The organism is Psychrobacter glacincola, assembly GCF_904846075.1.
GTDB lineage: Bacteria > Pseudomonadota > Gammaproteobacteria > Pseudomonadales > Moraxellaceae > Psychrobacter > Psychrobacter glacincola_C.
The window spans coordinates 1,073,652-1,093,524 of the sequence record NZ_CAJGZH010000001.1; the positions used below are offsets into that span (position 1 = coordinate 1,073,652).

15 protein-coding genes are annotated in these 19,873 nt (G+C 44.0%); 11 read left to right on the forward strand and 4 right to left on the reverse strand.

Going from position 1 to position 19,873, the window contains the following annotated elements:
- The first annotated feature begins 269 nt into the window (after positions 1–269).
- The 9 genes from uppS (at position 270) to JMW85_RS04690 (ending at position 11,939) form a co-directional block, all read left to right on the forward strand.
- Positions 270–1,028 carry a polyprenyl diphosphate synthase gene (uppS, locus tag JMW85_RS04650; protein WP_201581090.1) on the forward strand — a complete coding sequence of 253 codons (759 nt, stop codon included), beginning with the start codon at positions 270–272 and terminating at the stop codon, positions 1,026–1,028.
- Between the two features lie 201 nt (positions 1,029–1,229).
- The gene (locus tag JMW85_RS04655) at positions 1,230–2,039 is read left to right on the forward strand and encodes a phosphatidate cytidylyltransferase (RefSeq protein ID WP_045451791.1); all 810 of its coding nucleotides are present in this window, start codon (positions 1,230–1,232) and stop codon (positions 2,037–2,039) included.
- A gap of 153 nt (positions 2,040–2,192) precedes the next feature.
- A complete protein-coding gene (gene ispC, locus JMW85_RS04660) occupies positions 2,193–3,401 on the forward strand; it encodes a 1-deoxy-D-xylulose-5-phosphate reductoisomerase (protein WP_201581091.1) in 1,209 nt (402 codons plus the stop codon).
- Between the two features lie 85 nt (positions 3,402–3,486).
- Complete coding sequence (rseP, locus tag JMW85_RS04665; protein ID WP_087814624.1) at positions 3,487–4,863, forward strand: RIP metalloprotease RseP; 1,377 nt, start codon at positions 3,487–3,489, stop codon at positions 4,861–4,863.
- A 262-nt stretch (positions 4,864–5,125) separates the two neighbouring features.
- Positions 5,126–7,549, forward strand: coding sequence for an outer membrane protein assembly factor BamA (gene bamA, locus JMW85_RS04670; RefSeq protein WP_193216919.1), 2,424 nt, complete (start codon positions 5,126–5,128; stop codon positions 7,547–7,549).
- Between the two features lie 146 nt (positions 7,550–7,695).
- Positions 7,696–8,712, forward strand: coding sequence for a UDP-3-O-(3-hydroxymyristoyl)glucosamine N-acyltransferase (lpxD, locus tag JMW85_RS04675; RefSeq protein ID WP_201553580.1), 1,017 nt, complete (start codon positions 7,696–7,698; stop codon positions 8,710–8,712).
- Between the two features lie 111 nt (positions 8,713–8,823).
- Complete coding sequence (gene fabZ / locus JMW85_RS04680) at positions 8,824–9,294, forward strand: 3-hydroxyacyl-ACP dehydratase FabZ (RefSeq protein ID WP_198329829.1); 471 nt, start codon at positions 8,824–8,826, stop codon at positions 9,292–9,294.
- 202 nt (positions 9,295–9,496) lie between these two features.
- Positions 9,497–10,276, forward strand: a complete 780-nt coding sequence (gene lpxA, locus JMW85_RS04685; RefSeq protein ID WP_060490688.1) for an acyl-ACP--UDP-N-acetylglucosamine O-acyltransferase — start codon at positions 9,497–9,499, stop codon at positions 10,274–10,276.
- A gap of 310 nt (positions 10,277–10,586) precedes the next feature.
- Positions 10,587–11,939, forward strand: a complete 1,353-nt coding sequence (locus JMW85_RS04690) for a sodium-dependent transporter (protein WP_201581092.1) — start codon at positions 10,587–10,589, stop codon at positions 11,937–11,939.
- A gap of 100 nt (positions 11,940–12,039) precedes the next feature.
- Here JMW85_RS04690 and tgt read toward each other — a convergent pair whose 3' ends face one another.
- Positions 12,040–13,191: a tRNA guanosine(34) transglycosylase Tgt gene (gene tgt, locus JMW85_RS04695; RefSeq protein WP_198329785.1), complete on the reverse strand. Its 1,152-nt coding sequence runs from the start codon at positions 13,189–13,191 to the stop codon at positions 12,040–12,042.
- A 236-nt stretch (positions 13,192–13,427) separates the two neighbouring features.
- Here tgt and JMW85_RS04700 point away from each other — a divergent pair, with 236 nt between their 5' ends.
- Positions 13,428–14,078 carry an SOUL family heme-binding protein gene (locus JMW85_RS04700; RefSeq protein ID WP_201581093.1) on the forward strand — a complete coding sequence of 217 codons (651 nt, stop codon included), beginning with the start codon at positions 13,428–13,430 and terminating at the stop codon, positions 14,076–14,078.
- A gap of 164 nt (positions 14,079–14,242) precedes the next feature.
- Here JMW85_RS04700 and asd read toward each other — a convergent pair whose 3' ends face one another.
- Together asd and JMW85_RS04710 are read right to left on the reverse strand one after the other, a co-directional pair.
- Positions 14,243–15,376: an aspartate-semialdehyde dehydrogenase gene (asd, locus tag JMW85_RS04705; protein WP_201581094.1), complete on the reverse strand. Its 1,134-nt coding sequence runs from the start codon at positions 15,374–15,376 to the stop codon at positions 14,243–14,245.
- A 261-nt stretch (positions 15,377–15,637) separates the two neighbouring features.
- Entirely contained in the window at positions 15,638–16,519 is an 882-nt protein-coding gene (locus JMW85_RS04710; RefSeq protein ID WP_201580713.1) for an IS982 family transposase, read from the reverse strand.
- Between the two features lie 226 nt (positions 16,520–16,745).
- Here JMW85_RS04710 and JMW85_RS04715 point away from each other — a divergent pair, with 226 nt between their 5' ends.
- On the forward strand, positions 16,746–17,870 hold the full coding sequence (locus JMW85_RS04715) for an endonuclease/exonuclease/phosphatase family protein (protein WP_201581095.1): 1,125 nt from the start codon (positions 16,746–16,748) through the stop codon (positions 17,868–17,870).
- Between the two features lie 495 nt (positions 17,871–18,365).
- On the opposite strand, the gene JMW85_RS04720 is transcribed toward JMW85_RS04715, so the two are convergent.
- On the reverse strand, positions 18,366–19,769 hold the full coding sequence (locus JMW85_RS04720) for a peptidylprolyl isomerase (RefSeq protein ID WP_201581096.1): 1,404 nt from the start codon (positions 19,767–19,769) through the stop codon (positions 18,366–18,368).
- Positions 19,770–19,873 lie beyond the last annotated feature (104 nt).

Sequence of the window (19,873 nt, forward strand, 5' to 3'; positions counted from 1 at the left end):
TTTTAGAAAAAATCCGTTATGTCATATCCTTATAATAAGCAGCCAATTTGTCAGTACTATTGGCTGCTTATTATTGTGTAGATGGTACCGATAATAGCGTCAATGTTATATCAATCGGATACGGTCTGTATTTCATAAGCGCTATCCTGCAAACTAAATCACGCCCATAGACGGGTTTATGATAAGTTTGTGAATTGTGGTTATGACGCTTTCTAATCGTTATCGCAGCCGTTATTATTATTTTACCTTAACAATAAGCACTTTCGCCTATGTCCACTTCAGCCGTTTTGGCTCCTGATCTTCTTCCACGCCATATTGCTATCATCATGGATGGCAATAATCGTTATGGTAAAGCCAATGATTTGGGCAAAGGCCAAGGGCATGTGGCTGGCAAAGATGCACTCGATCCTATCGTCGAGTATTGCGTTAATACGGGTATCAAAGTATTAACGGTATTTGCATTTTCTAGTGAGAATTGGCAACGCCCGCCCAGTGAGGTGGCACTACTCATGCAACTGTTAGCCTCAACCATTCATGAGCAAATACCACGCATGAATGAGTATCGTATTCGTCTGCGTTTTATTGGTGACCGCAGTCAGCTGAGTGATGATTTGCAAGCATTAATGGCGGACGCTGAAGCAAAAACAGCAGACTTTAAAGCCATGACTCTAGTCATCGCTATCAGTTATGGTGGGCAATGGGATATTGCCCATGCGGCAAAACAGCTGGCGCAGCAAGTAGAGGCTGGTCAGTTACGTGCTGATGATATTAACAAAGAATTGCTCGGTAACTATGTGCAATTAGCAGATGCACCAGCAGTAGATATGCTGATACGCACAGGCGGTGAATACCGAATTTCTAACTTTTTATTGTGGCAGTCAGCCTATGCTGAGCTATTCTTTACCCAGACATTATGGCCGAATTTTGCAGCCGATGAGCTGGCAGCAATGGTAAAAGAGTTCGCTCAGCGGCAGCGCCGTTTTGGCAAAACCAGTGAGCAGATAGTGATAGAGCAAGCAAGTCGTTAATGGTGTTAAGCATTTGCCTGTTATTTTGTAAAGGAAAAAGCTCTTACAAAGCCGCTATCGTATAAGTAGTTAATATTGCTTGTTTGTGAAATAATAAACCGCGTCAATAAGCGTCAACTGCTATTAGTGGGCTATTGTAGATTAGCTGCTATAATGCACGTTTTGACCATGCGTTTTTCATTATTATAAGGCTCAATAAGTATGTGGCAACGAATTAAGACGGCAGTTGTTCTCGTTATTATCGTTGGTATTGCAATGTTTGCGAGCCAAACCCCTATTTTATTTGCACCGCTGTTAGCGATTGGCGTCATTATTGCCGCTCACGAATGGACTAAGCTGATGCCTAAGTGGCGTCATCCTGCGCTGTTTGTGCTATTGGTTTTGGTGTTGACCCTAGTATCACTCATGTTTAAAGTGACATGGTTATTTTGGTGGGTGGCTTCACTGGCTATATGGCTAATGGCGCTGTCTTGGGTGCGAGTGTTCCCGACTCATACCAATTGGTATGGCAAAAAACTGGCATTGATGGGTGCGGTGATATTGACCGCATCGATTACGGCGATGTTTTATTTGTGGCAACTGTCAGCATGGTGGTTGCTCTATGTGTTCCTTTTGGTCTGGTGCGCAGATAGTGGCGCTTATTTTGTGGGGCGTAAGCTTGGTCGCCGCAAAATGGCACCAAATGTCTCACCCAATAAAAGTATGGAAGGGCTGGCTGGTGGCTTGGTCACTGGTCTGCTCGTGGTCATTGCCATCAGTGTATTTAAGTTGCAATTGACGGGTGTGCCGTTAGTCGCATTTGTAGCATTATCAGCCTTGACCATTTTAGCCTCGGTACTTGGCGATTTATTTGAGTCGATGCTTAAGCGCCGCGCTGATGTCAAAGATTCAGGAACGATTTTACCGGGGCATGGCGGCGTGCTTGACCGTATCGACTCACTGCTCTCTGCCACACCGATATTTGCGCTTGGTTTTTGGGCGATACAGCAGTTAGGTTTGATAGTGGTTTAGGACTGAAAAAATAATTCATAGACGATGATACGCCCTAATTATAGTAGTTAAGATGAGTGACTAGTCAATACATTGGATATCGTCTATCTCTTATTTATCAGACGTTTTATCGATTTCTTATTTAATTTTTTAGAGTATCATTTACAGGCACCGATGGTTATGACGCAACGCATCGCCGTACTAGGCGCGACAGGTTCGATTGGCGATAGCACGTTAGCAATATTAGCGGCGCAACCACAGCTTTACACGGTCTACGCTCTGTCAGGCTATCACCGTTTAGACAAACTGTTTGCACTTTGCCAGCAGTTTTTGCCAAAGCGCGTTAGCGTACCGACCGCCGCAGTCGATGATTTTGCCCAGCGACTCCGTACGGCAGGTCTTGACATCGATGTGGTAGGCGGCGAAGCAGGGCTGGTCGACATTGCCACTGATTCGCAGACGGATACCGTTGTCGCTGCGATCGTAGGCGCAGCTGGTCTGCCTTCTACTTTAGCCGCTGCTCGTGCAGGTAAGCGTATTTTACTGGCGAATAAAGAAGCGCTGGTAATGGCAGGACAAGTGATGATTACTGCTGTCAAAACGCATAACGCTACTTTGCTGCCGCTTGATTCTGAGCACAATGCTATTTTTCAGTGTTTACCACTGGCTATTCAGCAGGACAATACCCAAATTCATCAGCTAAACCACGGCGTGCGTAAGCTATGGTTAACGGCCTCTGGTGGGCCGTTTTTGCAAAAAACGTTTGCGCAGATGCAACAAGCGAGCGTCGCCGAAGCGGTCAAACATCCAAATTGGTCAATGGGGCAAAAGATATCTGTCGACTCAGCTACGATGATGAATAAAGGGCTTGAGTTGATTGAAGCCTGCCATTTGTTTGATTTGCCTGAAAATAAGATAAATGTGGTGATTCATCCACAAAGTATCATTCACTCAATGGTAGAATATAGCGATGGCAGCTTTTTGGCGCAGCTTGGCAGCCCCGATATGAAAACGCCCATTGCCCATGCGCTCAGTTACCCTGATCGTATCGATAGCGGCTCACAGCCGTTAGACTTATTTGCGCTCAGCAGCTTAGAGTTTATTGAGCCTGACTTGCAAAAATTTGCCTGTTTGCGTTTGGCAAGACAGGCGATGCAAGCGGGCACACAAGCGACGATTGTCTTAAATGCAGCGAATGAAATTGCCGTGGCGGCGTTTTTGGCTGAAAAAATTCGCCTGACTGACATTGCTGATATCAACGAGCATGCTTTGAATGACATACAGCTGCCACCGTTAAACGAAACGGTTGACATAGAAGATATACTCGCAATTGATAAAATAGCACGTCACCTTACAGAAAAACTTGTGGCAAAGTTGGTGTAAGTGTATCAACAACTGCGTCGTTAAAAAATGATGTTAATAAAAGATGCAAAGAAAGAATGCTGAGAAACCATACTGAGAAAAGATCATGACGTTTTTATTAACGCTCCTTGCGGCAATATTTGTCTTAGGTCCGCTTATTGCCTTACATGAGTGGGGACACTATATCGTCGCTCGTCTTTGCGGCGTTAAAGTCTTGACCTATTCTATCGGGTTTGGTCCCAAACTCTTTGGCTGGACGAGCAAAAAAAGCGGTATTGATTATCGCATTTCTGCTTTGCCACTTGGTGGTTATGTCAAAATGCTCGATGAGCGCGAAGGCGAGGTAGCAAAAGCTGAGCAACATTTGGCGTTTAATCGTCAGCATCCACTAAAAAAGATTGCGATTGTTGCAGCCGGTCCTATCATGAACTTTATCATTGCTATTGCGCTGTTTTGGGTGTTGTTTATGACACCATCAGAGCAGTTAGCGACGAAGATTGGGCAGGTATTACCCGAGACGCCTGCTGCTATGGCACAGTTGCCAGTTGGCGACAAAATCGTTGCGATTGATGGGCATGAGGTACAAACGTGGGAAGGCATCAACTATCGGCTTGCTGGACGGATGGGCGAGACAGATAATGTCAGTATTACTCTGCAATCAGAGACACAAGCTGATAATGCAATCAAAACTTATCAAGCGCCCGTAACTCAGTTTATGCAAGGCAGCGCGCAAGGTAAAGATGCGTTGACCAGCTTTGGCATGCTGCCATGGCAACCAGATATTGCACCGATAGTAGGTGATTTGACCGCTGATGGTGCCGCCAGTCGCCAAGGACTAAAAGTAGGCGATCGTATTGTTGCTATCAATGATCAACCAATTAAAGATTGGCTCAGTGCCACTCGTATCATCCGCGACAGTCCTGAAACTTTGCTTAACTTCACAGTATTGCGTGATGGTAAAACCGTACAGCTTCAGATTATGCCGCAAGGTAAAAAAGACAATTTGGGTAACGATTATGGGCAAATTGGTGCTATGGTGGCACAGTCCGAAATTGCTATTCCTGACGCTTACAAGACCACCGTAGTCTATGGCCCTGGTGAGTCATTGGTGAAATCATTTGAGAAAACTGAACAGCTCGCAGTGATGACCGTCAGCTCAATGGGTAAGATGTTATCAGGCATGATTGGTTTGGATAATTTGTCAGGTCCGATTACCATCGCCAAAGTTGCCAAACAGAGTTTTGATATCAGTTGGCAGATGGTATTATCGACGGCGGCTTTGATTAGTTTGAGCCTTGCTGTACTCAATCTTTTGCCCATTCCTGTGTTGGATGGCGGTCATATTGTGTATTATCTTATTGAATTGATTCGTGGTAAGCCACTCTCGGAAGGGGTGCAAATGATTGGACTAAATATCGGCTTACTCTTGCTGGCAGGTTTCATGGTGTTAGCAATTGGTAATGATATTAGTCGGCTGTTTTGACCAGCGAATCCCTAATATAATCGATAAGGCACGAGATACTAATGGTTTTACGCCTACTACGGGATGATTATGACCGTGATAGGTAGCATGCTTTGTATCATGGCCTCTGTACTAATCGTAATTTTTAGTTTATTTTGTGATGCATTTTATATAAAGTGTTCTGAGTCTGCTGCGTATGCGCTTAAATTTCATGCGAAATGCGCTAGACAATATGGGCTTTTTAACTTAACTTAAGCAAGTTTTTTATTGACGGATAGTGTTTATGCGTACGCCTTTATTTATGAGCGCGGCAGGGTTGCCGTTAGTTGTAGCGATGATGAGTATGCCAGTACAGGCTGCAGAATTTGTAGTCACTGACATCGGTTTCAATGGTTTGCAACGTTTAACCCCCGATAGCCTCTATCCGGTTCTACCTATTTCGGTAGGGGATACGGTAAATGACAGTAGTTTAGCGGCCAGTATTAAGGCGCTTTATGCGACCGAAAATTTTGCTGATATTCAAAGCCGTATCGAAGGTGGGCAGCTACGGTTTGATGTCGTTGAGCGCCCAACGATTGCTGAAGTCAATTTTGAGGGCAATAAGCTCATTCCAAAAGAAGGGCTAGAGCAAGGGTTGGACAATGCTGGTCTGTCTGCCGGTAATGTGCTGAAACAAGCCACGCTACAAGGCGTCGCCAATGAGCTACAGCAGCAATATATCAGCCAAGGCTATTACAACAGCAATATCGAGGTTGATCAAACGTTACTTGATGGCAATCGCGTCAAGCTCGATGTGCGTTTTGTCGAAGGCAAACCTGCCAAAGTGGTCGATATCAATATCATTGGCAATAAACACTTTAGTGATGAAGAAATCAAAGACGTTTTTGCGGTAAAAGAGTCATCGTGGACGCGCCTGTTATCTAAATCTGATCGTTATGCCAAAGAAAAGCTGGCTGCCAGTTTAGAGAATCTAAAAGCGCTTTACCAAAACGATGGTTATGTGCGTTTTGCAGTAGATAATGCGGTGCTTAACATCAGTGAAGATAAGAGCAGTGTGTTTATCGAAGTGAGTCTAAGCGAAGGCGAACAATATCAGTTTGGTGAAGTGAATTTCTTAGGTAAGCCGACTTTTGAGAACAATGAACTAACAGAGTTGGTGACTTTTGCACCCAATGAAAAATACTCGCAAGCCAAGCTCGATGAAACCACCGCAGCACTTAAGAGTCGTTACGGTAATGAAGGCTATTATTTGGCGCAGGTGAGACCAGTACCACGTATCAATGACGAGACCAAAGTAGTAGATATCGATTATTTCATCGACCCTGCACGTCCTATTTACGTTCGTCGTATTAATTTTACTGGTAACATCAAAACTCAAGACGAAGTACTGCGCCGTGAAATGCGTCAATTAGAAGGCGCATTGGCGACTAGTGACAAAATCCAGTTGTCACGGACACGCCTGATGCGTACAGGCTTCTTTAAAGCTGTCAACGTTGATGTCAAGCCCGTACCGAATCAACCAGACCAAGTAGATATCAATTATACGGTTGAAGAGCAGCCTTCTGGTAGCTCAACGATTGCCGCGGGTTACTCACAAAGCGGCGGTGTGACTTTCCAGTTAGATCTAACACAAAACAACTTTATGGGTACAGGTAACCGTGTGAAAGCGGCACTATCACGCTCAGAAACCCGTGATTCTTATAGCTTGGGTTATACCGATCCGTACTTTACCGAAAACGGCGTCTCACAAGGTCTTAGTGCCTATTATCGTGAAACAAAATACGATGATAGAAACGTCAGTAACTATGTCACCGATTCTTATGGTGCTACGTTGAACTACAGTTATCCTGTTGATGAAACCAAACGCGTTAGTGCCGGTTTGAACGTTGATAACACTTCAGTACGTGGTGGTCGCTTCTTAGGTGTATCAAACGTTCAGCAAATTATTGATGATGGCGGTACGTTTGAGAACTTTGTCAATGATGAAAATGAGGCTTCTGGACGCACAGGCTTCAAAAATGATTACAATACTTATAATCTACTATTCGGCTGGGACTATAGCACCTTAGATCGTCCAGTATTCCCGACCAAAGGTATGAGCCATACGGTCGATGCCACCATTGGCTTGGGTGATACCAACTATCAAAAACTTGTTTATAGCGGCAACATCTATTATCCCTTCTACAAAGACTGGGTAGCACGCGGTTATACTAAGCTTGGCTATGGTAATGATTTGCCATTTTATGAAAACTTTTATGCTGGTGGCTATGGCTCTGTACGTGGTTATGAGGCCTCAACCCTTGGGCCAAAATCACAAACGTATTATGATGCCATAAATGATGATGTGCGTTACAAAGACGAAGACATCGGTGGTAATGCGCTAGTCAGCTTCGGTAGTGAGCTAATTTTGCCAATGCCGTTTAAGGGTGATTGGGCAGATCAGGTGCGTCCCGTATTGTTTGCTGAAGGTGGTCAAGTATTTGATACGACTGATAAGGAAGATCGCACTTTTATCAATCCTAATGACGGTACTGATACGGGCGTACCACTGTTGACGCAAGACAATAGTATGCGTTTTAGTGCGGGTGCAGGTATAACCTGGTATACGCCAATTGGTCCAATTTCATTAAGTTATGCTGTACCTATTGGTGATAAAGAAGGCGATGAAACTGAAAAAGTTCAGTTCCAGATTGGTAATACGTTCTAACGTAGCATGATTGTTTGCGTTCATGTCTTTAACCATAGCAGTTACTTGAATGAACGCAGCATCTGTTAGATATTAGTAGATCGCCAAGGTGATTGTTCAGCTTGGCGATTGTCTTATTCATAATAATATTTATATTAATAGTCACTATGATAACGATTGAGCAACTTATCACTCGGATTGAGCAGCGTCAGCCCATCACTAATAAGGCTGAAATCAGCGCTGAACAGTTACGTCAAAAATTCAGCAGTATTGGTAGTTTGACCACGGCTGGTCATAATCAGTTAAGCTTTTTGGCCGATCCTCATTATATTTCTAGTCTGGCTATTAGCGAGGCAGGAGCTGTATTGGTTACTGCAGAATATCGCGACCAAGTGCCCGCCACAGCGATAGCGTTAGTCGTTGCAAGCCCATACTTAGCTTATGCTGGTGCTAGCCAGTTGTTTGCTCGTGAGTCACTGTCTGGTGGTATTCATCCTAGCGCTGTGATTGCTGATAGTGCGGTCATTGGTGAGCAGGTGAATATCGGACCTTTTTGTGTGATAGCCGATTATGTGCAAATTGGTGCGCGTACCTCACTTGCGGCGCATGTGGTGATCGAAGAAAATACGACTATTGGTACTGATGGCGTTATTAAATCACAAGTGGTGATCGGGCATGATTGTGTCATTGGTGATCATGTGAGGTTACACGCGGGTGTCAGTGTGGGTGCAGAAGGTTTTGGTTTTGCACCAACCAAAGATCCTAGTACCAGTGGCTGGGAGCGTATCGCTCAGTTAGGACGGGTCGTAATTGGCAACCATGTACGAATTGGTAGTCAAACTTGCATTGACCGAGGTGCCATTGATGATACGGTCATTGGCAATCACGTTATTATTGATAATTTGGTACAAGTTGCTCATAACGTGCGTATCGGTGATGGCACAGCCATCGCGGCTCAAACGGGTATCGCGGGCAGTACTAGTATCGGCAAGCGCTGTATTATTGGCGGTGCGGTCGGTATCACAGGTCATATCGAGATTACAGATGATGTCACTTTATCTGGGATGACCATGGTAACCAAATCTATCAAAACCGCTGGTTCATACTCCTCTGGAACGGCTGCTATGCCGACAGCTAACTGGCGACGGGCAGCTGTACGCTTCCGTCAGCTTGGGCGTGATTAGCGAAAATATCAATGCATATATACAAACACAGTAAAATCATAGCGATTTGAAACATAGCAAGGAAGCACCATTATGAGCAGCACCGATATCGATATTTTGAATGATAAAGAAATGAAAAGCTTAGCTGAGCAAGGTCTTACGCTGCCATTAACTTATCATACGTTAAAGCATTATTTGCCACACCGTTATCCTTTTCTTTTAGTAGATAAGATTATTGATTGCACACCTGGTGAGTGCATTACGGGTATTAAGAATGTGACTATCAATGAAGAGTTTTTCAATGGTCATTTTCCTGATGAGCCGATTATGCCAGGGGTACTCATGGTTGAGTGCATGGCTCAGGTCTCAGGCGTGCTCGGATTTATCAGTGCTGGTCTAACCGCAGAAGATGGTTATTTATATCTGTTTGCAGGTGTTGATAAAGTCCGTTTTAAGCGTCGAGTGATTCCTGGTGATCAGCTGACTATTCGTGCTAAAACAGTGATGCAGAAGCGCGGTATTTATAAATTTGACTGTACTGTACATGTTGACGATGAGTTAGCTGCCAGTGCGCAAATAATGATTGCTCGCCAAGAACAATAACGTTTACCAATAGTCATTGTGCCTCGTAGCCGACCTAATTCTTTAAACAAAGCGTCTAAAGAATTAGGTCAAAGCGGGTCATAAGCATTATAATTGACACTCGCATTTAACAGCAGAGCCATGCTTAGGTTTTTTCATAAAACTAAATTGGCTGTATTTGTTTTACTATTTACTCGCATCAGATCATACAAAGGCCCACATTATGAGTCAGATCCATCCAACAGCACTCATCTCACCGTCCGCCCAAATTGATGAGACTGCTATCATTGGTCCGTATTGTATCGTCGGTGATGAGGTCACTATTGGCGCTCACACGGTTCTGCATCGCCATGTAGTTGTTACCAAATTGACTCGTATTGGTCAACACAATGAGTTTTATCAATTTGCGAGCATTGGCGAAGATCCTCAGGATTTGAAGTATGCTGGTGAGCGTACTTGGCTTGAGATTGGCGATCATAATACCATTCGAGAAGCCTGTAGTTTACACCGCGGTACCGCACAAGATAGTGAGCTAACTAAGATAGGCAGCCATAATCTACTGATGGTGAACACTCATGTGGCTCATGATTGTGTGATTGGCGATCATAATGTATTGGCTAACAATGTTGGCGTTGCAGGGCATGTGACTATTGGTAATCACACGATCATTGGCGGTAATTCAGGTATTCATCAGTTTTGTACGGTTGATGACTATAGCTTGATTGGGGGCGCAAGTCTGATTCTAAAAGATGTAGCCGCCTTTACCATGGTATCTGGTAATCCAGCAACGACTCATGGTCTCAATGTGGAAGGCATGCGTCGTAAAGGATGGTCAAAAGAGACAATTGAGGTATTGCGTCAAGCTTATCGTATGATTTTTAGATCTGGTCTGACGACCGTGCAAGCGCTTGAGGTTTTGAATAATGAGCTGCTACCAAAAGAGCCGAAAATCCAGTTGCTCATTGATTCACTACAAAAAAGCCGTCGTGGTGTGGTGCGTTAGAACGGCGACTGGCTTTTGCTGAAAATCATATATAGTATGCCTTTTTTAATTAGCCAAACTCTTGTCAGTTATAGATAAAATTACCAGAAGCCATAACCAATTGTTATGGCTTTTTATGTTTATGAGCGCTTGACTTTTTTGGTGGCTTAGCAGAAACTGAGCCTTTACGATATTGTAAACAATTCTTTCTTAATGTTGCTGGACGCCTCACATTGAGGTGTTTATTGAATAGCTTGATATTTTTCATGGCTATTTATGATAATCAAGGAAGATTATCAGTGATATTAATTGAAGCACGAGGACGGAAAAAATGGCTATTAATAAACAAGAACATGCACAGTGGAGCTCAAGTTTTGGCTTCGTATTGGCAGCGGTTGGTTCAGCAGTTGGTTTGGGAAACATATGGAAGTTTCCTTATATGGTCGGTGAAAGCGGTGGTTCAGCTTTCGTTATCGCTTATTTATTCTGTATCGCGCTGGTAGGTTTTCCAATTCTAGTCGCTGAATGGCTAATTGGTCGCCGTGGGCAAAAGAACCCAGTCAACACTTTTGCGGATGTTGCAGCAAGTGAAGGTAAGTCGCGCAGTTGGGGCATCATTGGCGCGTCAGGTATTTTAGGTGGTTTCTTAATTCTATCGTTTTATAGTGTGATTGGCGGTTGGGCACTCAACTATATTACTAAAGCAGGTACAGGCAGTTTTATTGGTCAAGACAGTGATTCTATTGCTGCGACCTTTGATGCTATGTTGGCTTCAGCAGGGACGTTGACGATTTGGCATACCGTGTTTATGGCTATTACTGCTTTGATTGTCGGTATTGGTGTGACCAAAGGTATCGAAACTACGGCTAAAGTCTTAATGCCACTACTCGGCGTGATTTTGTTCGTTATCGTTGGTTATAACGTTATTAACGGTGGTTTTGGTGAAGCAGTGGCTTATCTATTCACACCAGATCTTAGCAAGTTGACTGGCGATGTGATGCTTGCAGCATTGGGTCATGCCTTCTTTACTCTATCTATTGGTATGGGTATTATGATTGCTTATGGCTCATATTTGGGTCGTGAAGTGAACTTACTAAAAACCGCCCGTACCGTTGTGATTTTAGATACGGTTATTGCTTTGGCTGCTGGTCTAGCAATCTTCCCAATCATCTTTAGCAATGGTTTAGACCCTGCTTCAGGTCCTGGTCTTATCTTTGTCAGCTTACCGATCGCTTTTGGTAGCATGGGCGCAGGGACGATCATTGGTACATTGTTCTTCTTACTTATTACTTTTGCTGCTATTACCTCATCAATCTCATTGCTTGAGCCAACCGTTGAGTTTTTAGAAGAACGTACACCGATGAGTCGTACGGTATCAACCATCGTTGCCAGTACAGTGATTTGGCTATTAGGCGTTGCGGCACTACTATCATTTAACCTATGGTCTGACTTTACTATCATGGGTAACGGTATCTTTGATGCATTGGATAAAATTACCAGTAAATTCCTTCTCCCGCTAACTGGTCTTGCTGCAATTATTTTCGTTGGTTGGCAAATGGATCAACGCAGTATTCAGCAAGAGCTTGGTCTGTCTAATGGTGCATGGCAATTATGGCAAATCGTTGCTAAGTTTGTAGCACCAATTGCCGTGCTCGTGGTATTTATAACCTCGTTAATGGGCTAGTACTGATTAACTAGAAATAATAAAAGCAACACACCAAAAAGGGCTTAAGATAATTAATTCTTAAGCCCTTTTTATAGCTATGACAATGGCAAAAATATGATTAGCGTAGATTTAACTCAGGTACTGTTTGTCCACGTTTGTTATAAAATTCGCTGACAAACTCATCAAATTTGTCTTGTTCAATGGCATCACGAATACCTTGCATCAAACGCTGATAATAGCGCAAGTTATGGATAGTCGCTAATTGAGCACCCAGCATCTCTTTACACTTATTAAGATGGTAGAGATAAGCACGGCTAAAATTTTGGCAAGTATAGCAGTCGCATTCAGGATCTAGTGGACCTTCGTCATTGCGATACTGGCTGTTACGGATACGTACCACACCAGCATTGTCTGCATCGCCTGTGACGAAGTAGTGACCATTACGCGCGTTACGCGTCGGCATCACACAGTCGAACATATCGACACCGCGACGTACACCTTCAACTAAATCCTCAGGCTTACCAACGCCCATCAGATAGCGTGGCTTATCTGCTGGCATATCATCAGGGAGGTAGTCTAGGACATCTATCATTTCATCTTTTGGTTCACCAACCGACAGACCACCGATGGCATAACCATCAAAGCCGATATCGAGCAGGCCTTCAAGTGATTGCTGACGCAAATCAGGATACATACTGCCTTGAATAATGCCAAATAATGCGTTGGTGCTGCCCAGTCTTTTGTGCTCATCAACACAGCGCTGTCCCCAACGTAATGACAGCTCTAACGATTTTTTTGCTTCGTCATGAGTGGCTGGATAAGGCGTACACTCATCAAATTGCATGACGATGTCTGAGTTCAAGCTGTACTGAATCTGCATCGATTTTTCTGGCGACAGAAAAACTTTCGCACCATCGATAGGAGATTTAAAGTCGACCCCTTCTTCAGTGATTTTACGCATGGCACCCAGACTGAATACCTGAAAGCCACCTGAATCAGTCAAGATAGGCTTGTCCCAATGCATGAACTTATGCAAGCCACCAAACTTATCAATCACCTCGGTGCCTGGACGTAACCATAAATGAAAGGTATTGCCCAAAATAATATCCGCACCAATGGCTTCAATATCACGTGGCAGCATGCCCTTGACTGTACCATAAGTGCCAACAGGCATAAACGCTGGCGTTTGTACGTCGCCATGATTGAGATGAACCGTACCACGGCGCGCACGCGTATCACCGCTGGCCGTTTTATGTAAGACAAATTGCATATGATAACCGCTATGTAAGCTATGAAAATGGTGCTAATTATAGCATTGTTAGCAGTTTTTTTGGACATGGATGTTTATGAGGTATTGATATATCTGACAAATGGGTCTTTCGGTTAATAGTATTTTGTCATAACCAAAAGACACAGACAGTACTTATGAGTAGTTGGTAAAGTAGAAATCATAATGGCGAGACAGTAACCATTGCTAAGCGATGTTTCAACTACTGGAGACATACTATGAAAAAGGCAATCTACTTATTATTAAGTGGTTCATTATTAACCTCAGGAGCAGCTATGGCGACCGAAGAGCCGAATTATGCAGTGTTGTCGCAAATGGATGACTTTGAGCTGCGTCGTTACGATAAGCAGCTAGTGGCGCAAACGTTGGTAAGTGGTGACCAAGGCTCCGCCAGTCGCGAAGGGTTTAAGGTGTTAGCTGACTATATATTTGGCAATAATACAGCGCCAACTGGCGGTAGTAGTAAAATTAGCATGACTGCGCCCGTTACGATGCAGCCCAATAACAAAAAGAGTGATAGCGAATCACAGAAAATTGCGATGACAGCACCAGTAAGCATGCAGCAAGACGATGGTAAGTGGCGTGTACAATTTACTATGCCCAGTCAATACACGATGCAAACACTGCCAAAGCCCAATAATCCAAACATCACGATTACCGAGGTGCCAGCACAGACGTACGGTGTGATTAAGTTTTCAGGGTTGGCAGGCAGTAAAAAAGTAGCGACTAAAACGGAAGAGCTACAATCTTGGATGCAAACCCAAAATTTGACTATAACGGGCGAGCCTGAACTGGCACGTTATAATCCGCCTTGGACGCTGCCTTTTTTGCGCCGTAATGAAGTGATGATTGCTTACAAGCCAAAGTAATACTAGCCTCAAAGCATAAGATGAGCGTTGTCACATTTGCTGAGCTTATTATAAGTAGTGTTTGCATCTGTTTGCAGTGCTATTCAAATTTTTGGAAATGATATGCTCATAAAAAAAGACAGCATTTGCTGTCTTTTTTGTACTGACTTTTTAAGAAAATAAACTTAGTCTTTTTGCTCACGGATGATATTCAGCATACGACGTAGCGGCTCGGCTGCGCCCCATAATAGTTGATCACCAACGGTAAATGCGCCTAGATACTCAGGGCCCATATTGAGCTTACGCAAGCGACCTAGTGCAACTGTCAATGTACCAGTCACTGCCACTGGCGTTAAACGATTCATGGTCGCTTCTTTGTCGTCTTCGACCAAGTCCAACCATTCATTGCCGCTGTTTTTAAGTGCTGCTTCGATTTCTTCTAGCGGAATGTCTTTTTTGAGCTTGATGGTAAGGCCTTGCGCATGACAGCGCATCGCGCCAACGCGGACACACATGCCATCGATAGCAATCTTATCAGCTTCTGCGTTACCAAGGATTTTATTGGTCTCGACGCCGCCTTTCCATTCTTCCTTGGATTGCTTGTTTTCTAACTGAACATCGATATAGGGGATCAAGCTACCTGCTAATGGCACACCAAAGTACTGTTTAGGAAAATCATCTGAGCGCTGAGTCTGAGCGATTTTTTTATCAATCTCAAGGATGGCGCTGGCAGGATCAGCCAACTCGTCTTTGACTGCATCGTGTAGCACGCCCATGCCAGTGATTAATTCGCGCATGTTGTTAGCACCAGAACCACTAGCAGCCTGATAAGTCATGGCGCTGACCCATTCTACCCAGCCTTTATTAAACAGCTCGCCAATCGCCATGAGCATCAATGACACGGTACAGTTACCACCGATAAAGTCTTTTTTGCCATTGGCTAGGGCGCTGTCAATAACGGCGCGATTGACTGGATCGAGAATGATGATGCTGTCATCTTCCATTCGCAAGGTGCTTGCCGCATCAATCCAGTAGCCATTCCAGCCACTATCACGTAGCGGTTGATGGACTTGCGAAGTATAGTCGCCGCCTTGGCAGGTAATGATGACATCACAAGCTGCTAGCGCGTCAATATCATGAGCATCTTTTAATTGGCCGGTATGAATACCATCAAGGCTTGGGGCATCACCACCTGCGTTGCTGGTTGAGAAAAACACGGGTGTAATACCGTCAAAATCTTTTTCCTCAGTCATACGTTGTATTAATACTGAACCGACCATGCCGCGCCAGCCTACCAAGCCTACTGTTAAATTACTCATGAAACTCAATCCTTTTTACCATAAATTGTTGCATTGCCAGCCGATAACAATGCCGTGAATAGCCATAAAAAGCAAGGCGTTTTGGCCGTTTTTAGGGGTTTTTCATACACTATTAATGATGTTCAGTATAACTTTAAGTTATTAACCTAATGGCGATAGCGGCGATACCTCACTCGCCACAAGTAGATAGCCCTAAAAATAAGTTCGTCCGTAGTACTCGTTATGGTGGGCGAATTAAAAGTGTAATGTTTTACCCCACTCTCAACTTGAAATAAGCAAATCAAACTGAAGAGGCGGATTACCAAGTTTTTTGTTGAGTACAAAGCACAGATTGTGTGAAAGAATCTTACGAATCAATCGATGAGACAAATGCCATAAATCTCTTGCTCGTACCCTTTGTATATTAAATCGTTCTGATAGCTGACCAATGACTGTTTCAACGATACGGCGGGCTTTCATCAGCCGTCTTACCACAGGTTTGGGCCTATCCTCTTTCATGTTAGCTCTGAGTGGCGTTTGTAAATCCACGCCTTGAGCGTCGTAGTACGATGTCAGACTAGGGCTGATATACCCTTTATCAGCGCCAAGTAGCCCATGAATATGAGTGGTGATTTCTGGGGCAACGGCTCTTTCATCAACATTGGCAGGAGCAAAGGTAAAGCCTTTAATCATGCCCGATAAGTTAACAAGCAAATGTCCTTCAAAGCCATAGTACCTCTCTTGCTTAGCCGCACAGTAGCTAAAAGCCGCTAAGTCTTGATAGTTTTTATGCCGATAAGCGCGTCCATAATGACAGACGGGTATCGGAAAACCATCCATAAAATGGATGTTGTCACGGCCCTCGAGTTCACTGACTTTATCTTGTATCTGCTGTTTGACTTGCCACAGATTGGCGCAGTGCTTTGCGAAGTTAGGGTATGAGCCGATGGCTGGAAACCAGTCTTGCCAATGCTGGGTAAAGTATTGCCAAATTTGTTTGTCTTGATCTAGGTGTAAAAATTCACCGACCATCTCCATGCAAATGATCTCAGGATCACTCAACTTTGGTGCGTAACCTGCACTTCGCAAGGGTTTGGTGACGACTATTTTGTAATATTGCTCTACCATTAAATAGATATTGATGATAAATTCGTCTATGGGCATCTCATGACTCCATTGTATTCTTGGTCGAAAACAATAGATTAGTGAGGTGCTCTTCTTTTTTCAATCACTTTCGAAGTTGAGAGTGGGGTATGTTTTATAGCGGTTAACGAATAATCCATGCTCATTAGTAGGCGATAACCTCCTGAAATGCTAAAGTAAACAGCTAACGTCAGTTCAGTTAAAACCATGGCGATATTCATCATTTAATAGACGGCTAATACATACTATGGATCTCTCACTATTATATTACAGCATACAGTGGCTAGCAGGGTTCATCGCATTTGTGACGATTTGGGGCTGGATACCACTGGATAATTGGTGGGTGCGCGGTGTTGAATTTCCGCGTATTCAGATCATGGTGTTGGGTGTCATCGCTTGGATTGGTATGCTGATTTTTTGGTCAGAGTGGCAGCTGGGACAGTGGCTGTTATTTACCGTCTTAAGCATTACATTAGCCTTTCAGCTCAGGATGGTATTGCCTTATACCAAGCTATGGAAAAAAGAAGTTCAAAAGGCAAAAGACAAGCCAGAAGGGCAGGCGCATCAACTAAAAATAATGGTATCAAACGTACTAACGCCCAATGATGACACCCAAAAATTGGTGGATTTGGTGAAGCAAAGACAGCCTGATATTTTAATTACGCTAGAGAGTGATGAAAAATGGGAAAAAGCGCTGCATCAAATCGAAGCTGATTATCCTTACACCGTGAAAGTGCCATTAGACAATCTATATGGGATGCATCTTTATTCTAAGCTTGAGTTGATTGATCCTGAAGTTAAGTACTTGATGATTGATGACATACCTTCTATTCATGCACAACTGCGCCTGCAAAGTGGTCGCGTGATTTGGTTGTATTGCTTGCATCCCATGCCGCCAAGCCCGACGGAAGCAGATAAATCTACCACCCGCGATGCTGAGCTATTGATGGTTGGCAAGCACATCAAAGAAAATGAGCAAACGGCGATATTGGCAGGCGACCTCAATGATGTAGCATGGTCAAAGACCACGCGACGCTTTCAACGTATCTCAGGATTGTTGGATCCGCGTATTGGTCGACATTTTATCAATACGTTTCATGTCAGCTATCCATTTTTACGTTGGGCGCTGGATCATATTTTCCATAGTGCTTGCTTTACGGTAGTGGATATTCGGCGTATGCCGTCGATAGGCTCGGATCACTTTCCTGTTATGACGACTTTACAATACGAACCAGAAGAGGAGAGCAATCAAGCGCAAAATGCCCCTACTGCAGAAGCGGAAGATATCAAAGAGACTGATAATAAAATAGTAGAAGGTAAAAAAGAAGGTGAAAAAGTCTCAAATGAACATGCAGAAGAGCAGAGAAGTTAGGGTTGATAGCCTGCCAACACTATAGCCATCGTATGATGCAATGTTAAAAAAGGCTGTAAGCATATGCTTACGTTAAATAAGGTCTTTAGCCTCTAGTCGCATTAAACTGATTACCCTACAATACCTGCATCAACACAAGGATACGCATGGATGCAGTGTTGAGACAGTATCAATAAAAGCACAGGTCAGCCCGCTGTCTTATAGGATACTGTTTATGACTTAGGATGAGTCAGCATGGAAGAAATAATAACAACAATATGAAGCGCCATGGCCCCGAACCAATCGCCCTAGGTTCGGGGCTTTTCTTTGTGTGTGTAATGCTTACATTTATTTTATTCGATATTCTGGTGTTTGGACATGCTGCAATATATTTGAGATTACCTTCTGATTATTTTTAGCGCATAAATAAACGTTAATAAAAAAAGGGTACATGCATTAGCATATACCCTTTTTGACAAAGCATTATTAGATTTGACTTATCGATGCCTATATCAGTTAGCCAAGTACTTGGATGTAAGCACCTGCGCGTAGCTCTTGTAGCCAGTCTTCTTTGGCTTGCGGTGCTAAGCGCTGATAAAGCGCTTGACGTGCCATGTTGCGACGATATTGATCGCTAACATCTTGTTGGCGTTTGCCTTCTATTTTCAATATATGCCAGCCAAACTGGGTTTTGAAAGGAGCAGAGTAGTCACCAACTGCTGTGTTTTTCATCATGGCTTCGAATGGACCAATCATGTCTTCTTCGCTCACCCAATCAAGATCGCCACCGCGGCCAGCGGAACCGGGATCATCTGAATAGGTCGATGCTAAACCAGCAAAATCAGCGCCGCTGCGTAACTGTTCATACAAATCATTAATCTTTTGCTCAGCAAGCGCATCTGTCTGTAGCTCATCAACTTTCACCAATATGTGACGAGTACGCCACTGCGGTATCAGCATAGTGTCGCTGGCTTTTTTGTCAGCAAGTTTGATGATATCGATACCTTCAGGCGTTATTAATGGTGCGCTGACCGCGCCAACCTCAAGTTTGGTAATCTCACTTGATAGCTCTGTAGGTAGAGACGCGGCTTTATGAAAGCCCATATCGCCACCTTGTAGCGGAATAGGATAGTTGCCTTGGCTAGCAGCGACCGCTTCAGCGACATCAACGTTTGGTGCAAGCAGGCGAGTACGCAGAGCTTCTGCTACCTTTAACGCCTCATTGCGTTGGGCTTCTGATAGTCGGCTGTAGTCATCCATGTAAGGCACTCGTACATGAATCGTTTGATACTCACTCTGGTTTAAGCGCTTGGCTTCAGGCGAGGCCAAAAATGCATCAATATCCTGTTCGCTAATGCGCACGCGGTTACCGATTTGGCGCTGTTGCAAGGCTTGAATGGCTGCGTCTTCGATTAATTGCGCACGTAGCGCCGCATAGCTACCAGGTTTTGCTGCGTCCAAACGCTGTTGCAAAGCTGAGATGCTCGTCAGCCCTTCTGCTTGAGCGATTTGACCAAGGCGTTGATTGATAGCCGCTTCATCAGGGTTTAAACCGACGCGCTTGACCATTGATAGTTGTAACTCACGCAATATGAGCGCATTTAACACCTCAGACTGTAGCTGTGCTGAGTTTGCTATTGGTTCACCTGCTGCTTGTGCACGTGCTTGTGCTTGGGTGATAGCATCGATCAAATCGCTCTTTAAGATAGCATTTTCATTGACTAAAGCAATAATGCCGTCGGTGCTATTGGCTGGCGTCAAACGATTGACGTTATTCTGCGCGGTCATGGCATTTGCTTGAGGCGCTTGTGCTTTTGCAGGTTTAACGGTGGCAGCTTGGGCGCTCAATGTAAGCGCAAGGCTGGCACTCATAGATAGCAATACAGCATGGCTGGTTTGACGTAAAGAAAAAAATCTCATGATGCTCCTCATCAATGTCATCGCATCGGATGGTAGTTGGTCAACGCTGTTTAATACTTTTAACAGTCAAATATTAGACAGGGTTGACCATAATAGGGTTACAA

What these genes read in the sequence shown, in the direction of transcription:
- uppS (WP_201581090.1), top strand. Translation starts at nt 270, where the DNA reads ATGTCCACTTCAGCCGTTTTGGCTCCTGATCTTCTTCCACGCCATATT.
- fabZ (WP_198329829.1), top strand. Translation starts at nt 8,824, where the DNA reads ATGAAAAGCTTAGCTGAGCAAGGTCTTACGCTGCCATTAACTTATCAT.
- JMW85_RS04690 (WP_201581092.1), top strand. Translation starts at nt 10,587, where the DNA reads ATGGCTATTAATAAACAAGAACATGCACAGTGGAGCTCAAGTTTTGGC.
- JMW85_RS04700 (WP_201581093.1), top strand. Translation starts at nt 13,428, where the DNA reads ATGAAAAAGGCAATCTACTTATTATTAAGTGGTTCATTATTAACCTCA.
- JMW85_RS04655 (WP_045451791.1), top strand. Translation starts at nt 1,230, where the DNA reads ATGTGGCAACGAATTAAGACGGCAGTTGTTCTCGTTATTATCGTTGGT.
- lpxD (WP_201553580.1), top strand. Translation starts at nt 7,696, where the DNA reads ATGATAACGATTGAGCAACTTATCACTCGGATTGAGCAGCGTCAGCCC.
- JMW85_RS04720 (WP_201581096.1), bottom strand. Translation starts at nt 19,769, where the DNA reads ATGAGATTTTTTTCTTTACGTCAAACCAGCCATGCTGTATTGCTATCT.
- bamA (WP_193216919.1), top strand. Translation starts at nt 5,126, where the DNA reads ATGCGTACGCCTTTATTTATGAGCGCGGCAGGGTTGCCGTTAGTTGTA.
- rseP (WP_087814624.1), top strand. Translation starts at nt 3,487, where the DNA reads ATGACGTTTTTATTAACGCTCCTTGCGGCAATATTTGTCTTAGGTCCG.
- lpxA (WP_060490688.1), top strand. Translation starts at nt 9,497, where the DNA reads ATGAGTCAGATCCATCCAACAGCACTCATCTCACCGTCCGCCCAAATT.
- JMW85_RS04715 (WP_201581095.1), top strand. Translation starts at nt 16,746, where the DNA reads ATGGATCTCTCACTATTATATTACAGCATACAGTGGCTAGCAGGGTTC.
- tgt (WP_198329785.1), bottom strand. Translation starts at nt 13,191, where the DNA reads ATGCAATTTGTCTTACATAAAACGGCCAGCGGTGATACGCGTGCGCGC.
- ispC (WP_201581091.1), top strand. Translation starts at nt 2,193, where the DNA reads ATGGTTATGACGCAACGCATCGCCGTACTAGGCGCGACAGGTTCGATT.
- JMW85_RS04710 (WP_201580713.1), bottom strand. Translation starts at nt 16,519, where the DNA reads ATGCCCATAGACGAATTTATCATCAATATCTATTTAATGGTAGAGCAA.
- asd (WP_201581094.1), bottom strand. Translation starts at nt 15,376, where the DNA reads ATGAGTAATTTAACAGTAGGCTTGGTAGGCTGGCGCGGCATGGTCGGT.